Annotated in this window: 10 protein-coding genes; 7 read left to right on the plus strand and 3 right to left on the minus strand. The window is 76.1% G+C overall.

Annotated features, from left to right (window positions below; genetic code table 11):
* The first annotated feature begins 518 nt into the window (after positions 1 to 518).
* The 5 genes from AB0B63_RS01375 (at position 519) to AB0B63_RS01395 (ending at position 8714) form a co-directional block, all read left to right on the plus strand.
* On the plus strand, positions 519 to 1163 hold the full coding sequence (locus AB0B63_RS01375; RefSeq protein WP_357014355.1) for a fibronectin type III domain-containing protein: 645 nt from the start codon (positions 519 to 521) through the stop codon (positions 1161 to 1163).
* Between the two features lie 184 nt (positions 1164 to 1347).
* Positions 1348 to 3972 (plus strand): fibronectin type III domain-containing protein, encoded by a 2625-nt coding sequence (locus tag AB0B63_RS01380; protein ID WP_357013637.1) that lies wholly within the window; start codon positions 1348 to 1350, stop codon positions 3970 to 3972.
* Between the two features lie 35 nt (positions 3973 to 4007).
* Positions 4008 to 5006, plus strand: a complete 999-nt coding sequence (locus AB0B63_RS01385) for a MoxR family ATPase (protein ID WP_357013640.1) — start codon at positions 4008 to 4010, stop codon at positions 5004 to 5006.
* A 10-nt stretch (positions 5007 to 5016) separates the two neighbouring features.
* The gene (locus AB0B63_RS01390) at positions 5017 to 6204 is read left to right on the plus strand and encodes a DUF58 domain-containing protein (protein WP_357013642.1); all 1188 of its coding nucleotides are present in this window, start codon (positions 5017 to 5019) and stop codon (positions 6202 to 6204) included.
* A 281-nt stretch (positions 6205 to 6485) separates the two neighbouring features.
* Complete coding sequence (locus tag AB0B63_RS01395) at positions 6486 to 8714, plus strand: transglutaminaseTgpA domain-containing protein (protein ID WP_357014357.1); 2229 nt, start codon at positions 6486 to 6488, stop codon at positions 8712 to 8714.
* A gap of 165 nt (positions 8715 to 8879) precedes the next feature.
* Here the strand turns inward: AB0B63_RS01395 and AB0B63_RS01400 are convergent, their stop codons facing one another.
* Both AB0B63_RS01400 and AB0B63_RS01405 read right to left on the minus strand, forming a co-directional pair.
* On the minus strand, positions 8880 to 9689 hold the full coding sequence (locus tag AB0B63_RS01400) for an SDR family oxidoreductase (RefSeq protein ID WP_208569792.1): 810 nt from the start codon (positions 9687 to 9689) through the stop codon (positions 8880 to 8882).
* 1 nt (position 9690) lies between these two features.
* Positions 9691 to 10731, minus strand: coding sequence for an LLM class F420-dependent oxidoreductase (locus tag AB0B63_RS01405; protein ID WP_357013646.1), 1041 nt, complete (start codon positions 10729 to 10731; stop codon positions 9691 to 9693).
* Between the two features lie 76 nt (positions 10732 to 10807).
* Here AB0B63_RS01405 and AB0B63_RS01410 point away from each other — a divergent pair, with 76 nt between their 5' ends.
* Together AB0B63_RS01410 and AB0B63_RS01415 are read left to right on the plus strand one after the other, a co-directional pair.
* On the plus strand, positions 10808 to 11344 hold the full coding sequence (locus AB0B63_RS01410) for a hypothetical protein (protein ID WP_357014422.1): 537 nt from the start codon (positions 10808 to 10810) through the stop codon (positions 11342 to 11344).
* Positions 11345 to 11346: 2 nt separating this feature from the next.
* Positions 11347 to 11649, plus strand: coding sequence for a low temperature requirement protein A (locus AB0B63_RS01415; protein WP_357014360.1), 303 nt, complete (start codon positions 11347 to 11349; stop codon positions 11647 to 11649).
* Positions 11650 to 11830: 181 nt separating this feature from the next.
* On the opposite strand, the gene AB0B63_RS01420 is transcribed toward AB0B63_RS01415, so the two are convergent.
* Complete coding sequence (locus tag AB0B63_RS01420; protein ID WP_357014362.1) at positions 11831 to 12529, minus strand: maleylpyruvate isomerase N-terminal domain-containing protein; 699 nt, start codon at positions 12527 to 12529, stop codon at positions 11831 to 11833.
* Positions 12530 to 12540: the final 11 nt, after the last annotated feature.

The following is a 12540-nucleotide window of genomic DNA, read 5'->3' on the forward strand; positions in this document are numbered from 1 at the left end:
GTCCCGCGTCGCCCCCACCCGCAGCCGCACCGCCGCCGGCCACGGTCACCCCGCCGGCCATGGTCACCCCGCCGGCAGCGGTACCGCCGTCGTCGCCACCGCAGGCCGGGCGGGATGCCGTCCCGGCCGATGCCCCCGATTCGCGGGGCTCCGCCGGGGGCACACCCGTCCCGGCCTGGACCGCCGGGCACCCCGCAGGTCTCGGCGGACCAGACGAGGACGACGATGCCCCCGCCGACGGCCCGACCTGGGGCGACGTGGCATCGGGGCGGTCGATCACCCTGCCGCTGGCTCCGATGACCGAGCAGGTTCCCCAGCCGCCACCGACGACGACACGGACCGTCGTACGGCCACCGGACACGGGACCAGCCCCCGGCGCACCGTCGGCACCGGCAACCGGGCGGGGCTTCGAACCGCCACCGCCACCGGCATCACCGCCACCGGCATCACCGCCACCGCCACCAGCGGCACCGCCGTCACCGCCAGCGGCACCGGCATTCCCACCGGCGGCGGACAGTGTGCAGGAACTCGGGCCACCGACCGTCCCTGAGCCGACGCGGCAGGTGGTCCCGCAGTCCGGGCCGCAGGCACCGGCACAGGCGGGTGCACCGACCGGCCCCGGTTCGTCAGCCGGGTACGACGGTGGACGTGGCACCGACCGGGGCGTACCGCCGGAGGTGGAGGAGACGGGCTATCCGGAGCTGACGCCGTCGTACCCGGCACGGGACGGACGCCCGCGCCGGCGGGGCCGGACGGTGGCCGTGGTGGTCGGGATGGTGGTGCTGGCCGTCGGAGGCACGATCGGGGCGGTGACCCTGAGCCGGGACGCGGACGGGCCGCAGCGGTCGACCGGCACCGCGCCCCGGGAGACGGCGGGGCCGCCCCCGGCCGACCTGAAGTTGCGCGACGACGCCGCCACCATCACGGTCACCTGGTCCGATCCGAGCAACGGGTCGGTGCCGTTCATGGTCGCGGGTGGACGCACCGGTCGGGCGCTCGGGGTGATGGCCACCGTCGACCCCGGACAGACCAGCTTCACGGTCAACGGGCTGAACGCCGAGGTGAACTACTGCTTCACGGTGCTGGCGGTCTACTCGACGGACGCGTTCGCCACCTCCGGTCAGGTCTGCACCGACCGGGTCCGACCGTCGCCGAGCGGCTGACCGGGCGACGGCGACCGGCACCGCGACGGCACGTCACCCCGGCATCCCGGCACGCTGGGTGTCCGAATCGGAACGGTACGGGTTTCGTCGTCCCGGAGTGGCCCCTATGATGGCCCACGGTTCAGGCGCGGGCGTCCGGCACCCGGCACGCCGCCCCGGGCCACCGGACGGAGGGCAGCCCGCTGTGGCCAGCATCGACGACGCCCCGAGCGCCGACGCCGGCACGTCCCGCCGACGTTCCCGGTTACGCGGTGGGCTGGTCACGGTCGGTACGGTGACCGCGTTGGTGGCGGCGTTGGGGCTCACCCTGCTCGGTCGGGGTGCCGCCGAGGACGCGTTGGCCAGCTTCGACGCCAGCAGTTGGTTGTGGAGCAGCGCCCGGGGCGAGTTGGCCCGGGTCAACGGGATCACCGCCCGGGTGGACACCCGCAAGGAGGTCCCCGGGGCCCGGCAGCATCAGGTGCAGGTCACCCAGACCGACCGGTTGCTGATCCTGCGGGACCTGGAGACCGGTCAGGTCAGCGCGCTCGACCTGGCCACCCTCCAGATCACCGCGACCACCCCCACCACGCCGGGTCTCGGCGTCAACGTGGTGCTGCACGACGACGCCGCGTTCGTGGTGGACGCGGTGCGGGGGGTGGTGCGCCAACTCGACCCCCGTTCGCTGGTGCCGGTGGGTGAGCCGGTGCTCTTTCCGCCGGGCATCACGGCCGGCGCGTTCGACGGTCGGGGCCGGCTGTGGATCGCGGTACCGACGGAGGGCACCGTCGCAGCGGTCACCCCCGCCGCGCTGCCGTCCGGCCCGGTGTCGGGGGCGGCCGACGGTCGGGGTCCGCAACGGGTGGAGACCCGTCCGGTGGCCGAACCGAACCACGAGTTGGCCCTGTCCACGCTGGACGACGGGGTGGCGGTACTGGATCGGACCACCGGCACGTTGGTGACGGTCCGGGCCGGGCAGACCCGGCGTACCGTGCTCGGGGACGCCGCGGGTGGCGCGGTGCCGGCGCGGACCAGCGGCCCGGTGGTGCCGGTGACGATCGGCGGTGACCGGCGGGTGCTCGCGGTCGGTGACGGCCGGGTGGTCACCCGGTTCGTCGTGCCGGGCAGCGGCGACCGGGTCGGGCCGGCCGTCGCCTGGGCCGGCCGGTTCTACTGCGCCGACGGGGTCACCGGCGCGGTCTACGCCTTCGACGGCGACGGGCGGCTGGTGGAGACCATCCGCCCCGGCCGGGCCGCCGGCCCGTGGGAGCTGGAGGTGCGGGAGAACCACCTGTTCATCAACGCCCCCGGTGCGGCCACCGCCCGGGTGGTCGACGACGCGCACCGGGTGCGCACCGTCGACAAGTACGCCAACGACGTGCTGGGCGGGGACCCGCCGCCGGACCCGCCCCCGCCGCCTCCGCCGCCGAAACCACGGGTGGGCAAGCCCGGTGCGCCCCGGCAGGTCACCGCCACCGCCGGTGACGCGCGGGCCCGGGTCGCCTGGCGACCGGCCGCCGCGAACGGTGCGGCCGTCCTGCGGTACGTGGTGGAGGGCGCCGGCCAACGTCACGAGGTGGGGGCGAACCAGCGGGCCGTGGAGATCACCGAACTGGCCAACGGCGCGACGTACACGTTCTCGGTGCACGCGGTGAACGCGAAGGGCGACGGCCCCGCCCGGCGCAGCAACCCGGTGACCCCGACGTCGGCGGTGCCCGACCCGCCGGCCGAGGTCACCGCGCAGGCCCGCGCCGACGGGACCGTGCTGGTGCGGTGGCCGGCGGCCGACGGGCAGGGCAACCGCATCGCCCGGTACGTGGTCACCGCGACCTCGGCCGGCGCGAACGCCCCGGTCGGCGAGTCGCGCCGTACGGAGCTGGTGGTGCCGGCCGGCGAGTTGACGTACGGCACGCAGTACGCGTTCACGGTGACCTCGGTCAACGACCGGGGTGCCGCCTCGGCGGCCTCCCCGATCAGTGCCACCGTAGTGCCGTTCGCCGCTCCGGGGCAGCCGGTGGACCTGCGGGCGGCCACGGTGGCCGATCGGCCGGGCACGATCGCGGTGCGGTGGTCCCCGGCGGCGGCGAACGGCCGGCCGGTGAGCCGCTACCAGGTCGACGTGGGCGGGCGGACCAGCGAGGTGACCGACACCGCCACGACGGTCAGCGGGCTGGACGACGGGCAGAACGTGATGGTCCGGGTGAAGGCGGTCAACGAGGCCGGACCGGGGCCGGAGGTCACCGCGACCGCGCGGACGGTGGCGGTGCCCCGGGTGACGGTGACCGGTTCCTCGGCGGAGGCGACGTCGGTGACGGTGACGTTCACCGTGGACGCCGGTGGCGGGGAGCCGACCTGCACCGCCGCCACCGGGGGGAAGAGCGCCACGGGCAGCTGCGCCAGCCTGCGGGTGACCGGCCTGACCCCGGGTACGGCGTACACGGTGACGGTCACGGCCAGCAACGCCGCCGGCCGGGGCACGGCCACCCGGGCGCAGGGCACCGACCCGCTCTACGGGGTGGCGACCTGCGTCAACGGGCCGGACGGCGACCAACGCACCTACTGCGACCGCGAGGTGGACGGTCGCAACGGCAACGAGGTCTTCTCGGTGCCCCGGCAGGACAACGACAAACAGGTCGGTTGGGCGAAGCCGGGCACCCGGCTGCGGGCGTACTGTCGGCGGCAGGGCGAGAACGTCGACTCCTGGATCTACAACGACCAGAAGCAGTCCACCTGGTGGGTCCGGGTCGACTACCAGGGCCGCAACTACATCCCCTGGGCCTGGCTCAACCTGGCCGGCGGTGACGACATCGCCGTGCTGCCCACCTGTTGACCAGCGTCGCCGCAGCCGAGGAGCATCCCGCCGTCGTGAACGACACTCCCGCACCGCTCAGCCAGCCGGAGGTCCAGGGTTTCGCCGCCCTGGCCGCCCGGCTGGCGGAGAACGTCAACGCGGTCGTGCTGGGCAAGCCGGAGGTGGTGCGGTTGGCGTTGACCGCACTGTTCGCCCAGGGGCACGTGCTGCTGGAGGACGTGCCGGGGGTGGGCAAGACCACCCTGGCGCGGGCGGTGGCGGCGACGGTGCAGGGCCAGTGGCGGCGCATCCAGTTCACCCCGGACCTGCTGCCCTCGGACGTCTCCGGGGTGACGATCTTCAACCAGGCCACCCGGGGTTTCGAGTTCCACCCGGGGCCGGTGTTCGCCAACATCGTCATCGCCGACGAGATCAACCGGGCCTCCCCCAAGACCCAGTCGGCGCTGCTGGAGGTGATGGAGGAGCGGACGGTCACGGTGGACGGGGTCCGGCACCCGGTGCCGCAGCCGTTCCTGGTGGTCGCCACCCAGAACCCGGTGGAGATGGACGGCACGTACCGGCTGCCCGAGGCCCAGCTGGACCGGTTCCTGGTGAAGCTGTCGGTGGGGTACCCCGACGAGGCGGTGGAGGTGGAGGTGCTACGCGGGGCGACGGTCCGCTCCCCCGACTCGCTGCAACCGGTCACCGACACGGCGACCGTCGGGGAGATGGTCCGGATGGCCCGCCGGGTGCACATCGCCGAACCCCTCTACGGGTACGCCGTCCGGCTGGCCACGGCGACCCGCCAGCACCCGCAGGTCCGGGTGGGGGTCAGCCCCCGGGGGGTGATCGCGTTGACCCGGGCGGCGTGCGCGTACGCGCTGATCGACGGCCGGGGGTGGATCATGCCGGAGGACCTGAAGGCGCTCGTCGAGCCGGTCTTCGCCCACCGGCTGCTGCTCACCGCCGACGCGCAGGTGCGCGGGGTGACCGCCGCCGAGGTGCTGCGTCAGGCGGTGGCGTCGGTGCCGGTGCCGCTGCCGTCGGGCCAGTCGACCCCGACGCACGGCTGACCGGACCGGGATGGGACTCACCACCCGGGGCACCGGGCTGCTCGTCGCCGCGGCCGCGCTGCTCGGCACGGGGTGGCGGTTCGGTTATCCGGAGCTGGCCGTGTTGGGGGCCGCGGGCGCGGTGGCGGTCGGGCAGGCGGTGCTGGGCGCGGCCCGCAGCCCCCGGCTGACGGTGCACCGGGTGGCCGATCCGGACCGGGTGGCCGTGGGCGGGCCGGCCCGGATGACGCTGGCGGTACGCAACACCGGACGGTTGCGGGTGACCAGCCTGCTGGCCGAGGACCGCTGCGCGGGCCGCCCGGTGCCGGTGCCGTTGCTGCGCCTGCGCCCCGGTCGGGACACCACCTGCGGGTACGACGTGCCGACCCGTCGACGCGGGGTGCTGCCGGTGGGCCCGTTGCGGGTGACCCGCCGCGACCCGCTGGGCCTGTGCGCGGCGACCCGGGCGTACGGGCCGACGGCGGTGGTCCGGGTGCATCCCCGGGTGCACCCGTTGGAGGCGGTGCCGACCGGGGCGGGGCGCAGCCTGGACGGCCGGGTGGACGGGGTGCCGCACGGGTCGATCACCTTCGACTCGTTGCGCGAGTACGTGGTGGGCGACGAGTTGCGCCGGGTGCACTGGCGGACCAGCGCCCGGGTGGGTGAGTTGATGGTGCGGGAGAACGTGGACACGTCGCTGCCCCGGATCGTGGTGCTGTTGGACAACCGGTCGGCCGCCCACCCGGACCGGGTCGGCGGGGTGGCCGGGTCGTTCGAGGCGGCCTGCGAGGCGGCGGCGTCGCTGGTGGTGGCCGCGTTCCGCCAGGACCTGCCGGTGGTGCTGCTGCTGGTGGACCCGGCCGACGACCGGACGGCTGACCCGCCGCTGGACCGGCTGGCCGCGGTGACCCTGACCGACCCCTCGGGCCGGGGGCCCGACGGCCCCACGGTGGGCGGTGACCGCGACGGCGGGGTGCTGGGTTCGACGCTGACCGGGCTGCGCGGGGACCGCCCCGGCGACACTCTGGTCTTCCTCACCGGCCCCGGTGGCCGCGACGACGTGGGGCGGGTGGGCGCGCTGCGGGGGGCGTACCCGTCGGTGCTGGTGGGGGTGCTGGGGGCGGCCGGGCCGACGCCGAGCGCGGCCGGGCCGGTGGTGCTCGACGCGGTCGACGGCGTGGCGTTCGCCGCCGCGTGGGACGCGGTGCGCCGGTGGTGACGGTGACCGGACCGCACGACGGGCCCACCCGCCGACCCCGCCCGGACCGTCCGGAGGCGCGCAGCGGCGGCCCGGCCGCCGACGGGGCGGACCGCCCGGTGGCCGACGGCGACGGCCCGGCCGCCGACGGAACGGTCGGCAGCGGCCCGGTCGGCGACGGCCCGGCCGCCGACGGAACGGTAGGCGACGGAACGGTAGGCGACGGAACGGGCCGCGTGGTGGGCGACGGCGGGCCGGCCGGCGACGGGCGGGGCGGGGCGACGGGACGGGTCACCGGGCGGGTGCTCCGGGCCGCCGTGGTGCCGACGACGCTGGTCGCCGCCATCGGCCTGGCCGCGGTGGTGCTCAACCGGGTGTACGACGGTGACCTGCTGATCCGGCTGGTGTGCGGCGCGGCCCTGGGCGCGGTGCTGGTCAGCGTGGCCGCCCGCCGGTTGCCGTCCTGGCTGGTGGCGCCGCTGTCGGTGGCCGTCATGTTCGGCGCGACGGCCTGGTCGGTGCGGCTCGCCGCCGACCGGGCCGACCAGCCGGGCGGTTTCCTCGACGTGGCCGCCGACGCCGCCGGTAACGCGGTGCCCCGGTTGCTCACCGCGATGATCCCGGTCGAGCCGACACCGGACACGGTGCTGGTGCCGGTGGTCGCCGCCTGGTTGGCCGGGCTGGCCGGCGCCGAGGTGGCGCTGCGGGCCGGCCGGGTGCTGCTCGGCTTCCTGCCGGCCACGTCGCTCTATGTCGGGGCCGTCTGCGTGGTCGGCCCGAACGCGGGGCCGGCGATCTGGCCGACGGTGGCCTTCGCCGGGCTGGTCGCGGTCGCCCTGGCCGGCGCACGCGCCCCCGGGCCGGACCCGACCGTCGGGCTGCCACCGGCGGTGCGGGTCACGGTACGGGTCAGGGCGACTGCGGTCTCCGCCGCCGGGGTGGCGGTGGTGGTCGGGCTGGCCGCCCTGCTCGGTCCGGTCCTGGCCGGGTGGGTCGACCACCGGCCGGTGGATCCGCGTCGCTTCGTGCCACCGCCCCGGGTGGAGTCGCTCGACGAGAACCCGCTGATCCGGATCTCCGGGTGGGCGTTGGACCCGCAGCGCAAACTGCTCGACGTGTCGACCCTGGCCCCGGACGGTGGGCCCACCACGATCCGGTTGGCGGTGCTCAGCGACTACGACGGGGTCACCTGGCGGGTCGGCGCGACCTACCGCACCGCCGGGCGGGTCCTGCCCGAGGGCAGCCCCGGGCCGGGGGTGGTGGACACCGTCCGGCAGGAGATCACCGTGGCCGGGTTGACCGGCCGGCTGCTGCCTGCGGTCGCCACCCCCCGGTCGGTCGACGGCGCGCGGGTGGCGTACGACCCGGAGAGCGGGACGCTGATCCGACCGGAAGGGCTGGTGCCGGGGTTGACGTACACGGTCACCTCGGCCCGGGAGCGGCCGGAGGCGAACCTGCTCGGCACCGCCGACGTACCGGCCGGTGCGGAGGTGGCCCGGGTGCTGCGGGTCGCCGACGGGGCACCGGAGCCGTTGCGCCGGCTCGCCGCCCAACTGGCCGAGGAGAACGGCGCACCGTACGCGCGGGCGGCAGCCGTGGAGCAGTTCCTCGCCGAGCACTACCGGCTGGTGGCGGACGCGCCGAGCGGGCACGCGTACCCGAATCTGGAGTTCTTCCTGTTCGGGCCGCGCGGTGGCGGCGGCCAGCGGGGCACCTCCGAGCAGTTCGCCGCCGCCTTCGCGGTGCTGGGCCGGTTGACCGGGCTGCCCACCCGGGTGGTGGTGGGGTTCACCGCCCGGGGGGACGGGCCGGTCCGGGCCGCCGACGCGTACGCCTGGCCGGAGGTGCTCTTCGCCGGGGTGGGTTGGGTGCCGTTCGACCCCCGGCCCCGCCCCGACAGCACGCCCCGCCCGATCGAGGAGGACTTCCGACCGGCCCCGCAGAGCCCGCCGCCGTCGGAGGTGCCCGAACCGACCCCGACCCCGCCGACCACCGCGGCGGCGGTGGCCGAACCGGGCCGGAGCACCGAGCAGCCCGGCGGGCGGACGCCGTTGCTGCTGGCTGCCGGTACCGGCGGGTTGCTGCTACCCGGGGTGGCCCTCGGGGTGCTGGTCTGGCGTCGTCGGGCGCAGACCCGCGCCCGGTTGAGCCGGGGTGACCCGGGGACGCGGGTCGGTGGCGCGTGGCGGCACACCACCGACGCGTTGCGGCTGTCAGGACGGCCGGTCGGCGGGGAGCTGTCCGCCACCGAGGTCGCCGACCGGGCACGCCGCGCCCTCGCCGAGGACACCGCCCGCGCCGGGGGTTCCCCTCCCGGCCCGGACACCGCCCGCGCCGGGGACCCGGGGCTGACCGAGTTGGCCGGCCTGCTCAACCAGGCGGCCTTCGCCCCGGGCACGCTGACCGACGCCCAGGCCGACCGGGCCGGGGACATCGCCGTGGCCTACGCGACGGCGCTGCGGGCGGCCCGCCCCGGCTGGCGGCGGTTGCTCTGGTCGGTACACCCCGGCCCGCTGCGGTGGACCCGCTGACGGCCCGACCCGGCACCCCGCCCACGCGGTCGACCGGCCGCCACGCTCGCCGGGAGCGCCCCACCTCGGCACCCGGCAGCTGGTCGCCCGGACCCTCGCCCCGCAGGCAGGTCCGGTGCCGGCCGCGCGTCCCCTGCGGCGGGAGCAGCGGCGGCCCCGGTGCGGCTACGCCGGGGGCGGGCCGGCGGCCCGCAGCCGGCGGACCAGTTTACGCAGGCCCGCCTGCCAACCGTCCGGGTCCTCGGCGCGGCGCAGCGCGTACCCGGCGACCTCCGGGTGGGGCAGGATGAGGAAACGCTCCTCGGCCAACCCGGCGACCGCCGCGTCGGCGACCTGGTCGGGGGTGAGCACCGGGCCGGAGGCGGCGATCACCCTGGCGGCCAGGTGGCCGGTGGCCAGCCCGTCGGCGAGCATCGGGGTGTCCACCCCCTGCGGGCACAGGGCGCTGACCCGGATGCCCTGGTCCCGGTAGGTGATCGCCAACCACTCGGCCAGCCCGACCGCCGCGTGTTTGGTGGCCGTGTACGGGGCGTCGCCGACCGCCGTAAGCACCCCGGCCGCCGAGCAGGTGTGCAGCAGGTGGCCACCACCACGGGCCAGCATGCCGGGCAGCACGGCGCGGGCGGCGTACACGTGGGCCAGCACGTTGACCCGCCAGGCCCGCTCCCAGTCGGCGTCGGGGGCCTCGATGCCGACGCCGGTGGCCACGCCCGCGTTGGCGCAGAACAGGTCGATCCGGCCGTACCGTCGCTCGGTGTCGGCCACCAGGTCGCGGACCTGGCCCTCGTCGGCGGCGTCGACGGCGACCGCCCGGGCGACCGGGCCGACGGTCTCGGCCACCGCTGCCGTCGCCCGGGCGTCGAGGTCGGCCAGGACGACGGCGGCGGCCCCCTCGGCGGCGAAGCGGCGGGCCAGCGCGGCACCGATGCCACCCGCACCCCCGGTGATCACCACCACCCGGTCGGTCAGGTTCATCTCAGTCCCGTCCCGCCGGCTGCCCGCTGCCACGCCCGTCCGGCCCGCCCGCCGGGACCGGCGGCGGTCCCAGCCGGGCGATCAGGTCGCCCAGGGCGGCGGCCCCACCGGCGGCCAGTTCCGGGGTGGGTAGCAGGGCGAGCACCGGCACGTCCACCCCGGCGTCGGCGTAGCGGCGCACCTGCTCCGCGCAGTGTTCGGGCGAGCCGTGCAGGATCAGCGCGTCGACCAGCTCGTCCGGGACGGCTGCGGCGGCGGCCCGCCGTTCACCGGCGGCCCAGGCCGCCCAGACCGGCCCGAGCACCGGCTCCCGGCCGAGCCAACGGTGGAACTCCGCGTACGCGGGGACGGTGAGGTAGCTGGTGATCAGCCGCCGGCCGAGGGCGCGGGCATGGCCGGCGTCCTCGGTGGGGCAGACGAAGATCCGGGCGACCACGTCGAAGCCCGGGCCACGACCGGTCAGCTCCGCGAGGACCCGGGGGACGTCGTCGGCGGCCAGCCAGTTGAGGATCACCCCGTCGGCCTCGGCGGCGGCGAGCCGCAGCATCCCCGGCCGTAGCGCGGCGAGCAGCACCGGGGGTGGGCTGGCCGGCGGGCGTTCCAGGGTGAACCGGCGCACCCGGAAGGTGTCGAACGCCCCGTCGACCGTCTCGCCCCGCAGGGCCGGCTTGAGGAACCGCAACAGGTCACGGGTACGCCGGAACGGCTCGGTGTACGGCACGCCGTTCCAGTCCCCCACCACCACCGGGGAGGACGCGCCGATGCCGAGGGCGAACCGGCCCGGGGCGGCCTCGGCCAGCGCCGCCGCGCTCATCGCCAGCAGACCCGGCCCTCGGGTGAAGGCGGGCGTGATCGCGGTGCCCAGCCGCAGGCCGGGTTGCCAGGCGGCGGCCAGCGCCAGCGGGGTGAACGCGTCGGTGCCGTTGACCTCGGACGACCAGAGGTCGGTGAAACCGGCCCGTTCGACCGCCGCATAGCAGGCGGCGTGCTCGGCGAGCGGGACACCGGTCAGCGGCACCGTGAGGCCCCATCGGTTCGTCATCCGGTCGATGGTGCCCGCTCACCCCCGACGGAACAAGGGTGGATTGCCGCGTTGACCGTCCCCGGGACCGGCCAGGATGCTACTAACCCCTGGTGGGTTGGGCCGACGGCAGCTGCCGACGATCATGACGGGCGGCGAACAGGCCGCTCCGCTGCGGCGTACCGGGCCGGCGCAGGGCGCGACCTTCCTGGAGCTCTTCTTCGACCTGGTGTACGTCTTCGCGCTCACCCGCATCTCGTTCCGCGCCTTCGAGGATCTGGCCCTGGAGCCCGGCGGCACCACCGGCTGGTCCCCGGTGACCGGGGCGTCAAGACCCTGCTGCTGCTCGCGATCTGGACGATCTGGCAGGGCGTCGCCTGGACGACCAGCCGGTACGACCCGCATCCACGGCTGGCTCCAGCTCGTGGTGATCGTCGCCCTGACCGGCAGCATGGTGATGGGGGTGGCGATCCCTCGCGCGTTCACCTCCGCCGGGCTGACGTTCGCGGTGGCGTACGTGGTGGCGTACGTGGTGACGCAGGTGTTCCGCCCGGGGCTGCTGCTGGTGGCCCTCGGCAACCACGAGTACCGGCGGCTCAAGCTGCGCATGCTGCTGCGATCGGGTACGAGCTGACCATCGAGCATCCGCTCACCGCCCCGGAGGCGGCCTGGGTGGTGCTGGTGGTGGGCGGCCCGGTGCTCTTCCTGCTCGGCCGGACCCGGTTCGAGTACGAGGTCTTCGGCCGGGTCTCGCCGTCCCGCTGGATCGCGGCCGCAGCCCTGGTGCTGCTCTTCCCCCTGCTGCTGCACGTGGCACCCCTGCTCTCCGCCACGGCGGCGATGGTGGTGCTCGGCGCGGTCGCGGCAGCCGACCCCCGCCGGGCCACCGGCCACCCCCCAGAACCCGCCACCCACCCCTCTAACCCCGCACCCCTCTAACCCCACCCCCCGCTTGAGTCCGGTGATCAAGAGGTTTGCGTCAAGTCTGATCATCAAGCTGACGCAAACCTCTTGATCACCGCGCGCAAACCTCTTGATCACCGGGCCGGGGACGGGGACGGGGGCCGGGGGCGGGGGCGGGTTGTTCGGGGGGAGAGCGTGGGTTCTGTGGTGGTGGGGGTCAGGTCTGGGTGGTGAGGGACAGGTGGGGGAAGGGGTGCGCGGTGATGATCCGCTGCTCGGCGGGAGTGAGCGGGGCGCGGCCGGTGGTCTTCCGGACCAGGGTGAGGCGGTCCCAGCCGAGCCCGTCCGGGATCGGCCGTCCCCCGGTGAACAGGTCGGCGATGACCCGCGCGGCGGCGGGGGTGAGCCACGGCTCGCGGTGCAGCGCCATCGCCAGGTCGAGCCCGTGCACGCCCACCTCCACCACGCGGGTCACCAGGAACTCGTGCACCGTCATCGGGTCACCGTGGCGGGTACGGACGACCCGGTCAGCCGGCTGCGTCCGTACCGCCGCGTCGGTCGCCCGCCAGGCGGCGGTGAAGGCCGCCGCGGTCGCCACCGCTTCCGTGGACCCGCTCGGGGTGGCGGGACCGCGGGCCGCCCGCCGGGCGTCGGCGATCCGGTCGGCGTCGACCTGCGGGGTGAACTTCGCCGGGCCGAAGTAGCCGGCGGCGTCCACCTCGGCGCGCGGCGGCGCGGGCGCCGCGAGCATGTCGACCAGGCGTCCGGCACCCGTGCGGACGTGGGCGACGAGGTCCCGGACCGCCCAGGGCGGGCACGGGGTGGGCCGGTCCAGGTCCGCGTCGGTCAGCGTGGCCAGGACCACGGCCAGCCGGACGCACTCGGCACGGAACGCCGTACCGGCCAGGGGCACCAGGTGCCGGCCCC

Source organism: Micromonospora sp. NPDC049081 (assembly GCF_040648835.1).
Classification (GTDB): domain Bacteria; phylum Actinomycetota; class Actinomycetes; order Mycobacteriales; family Micromonosporaceae; genus Micromonospora; species Micromonospora antibiotica.

Bases quoted from the DNA above. Each gene is read 5' to 3' on its own strand.
- AB0B63_RS01390 (WP_357013642.1), top strand. From the start codon at position 5,017: ATGGGACTCACCACCCGGGGCACCGGGCTGCTCGTCGCCGCGGCCGCG.
- AB0B63_RS01400 (WP_208569792.1), bottom strand. From the start codon at position 9,689: ATGAACCTGACCGACCGGGTGGTGGTGATCACCGGGGGTGCGGGTGGC.
- AB0B63_RS01405 (WP_357013646.1), bottom strand. From the start codon at position 10,731: ATGACGAACCGATGGGGCCTCACGGTGCCGCTGACCGGTGTCCCGCTC.
- AB0B63_RS01410 (WP_357014422.1), top strand. From the start codon at position 10,808: ATGCTACTAACCCCTGGTGGGTTGGGCCGACGGCAGCTGCCGACGATC.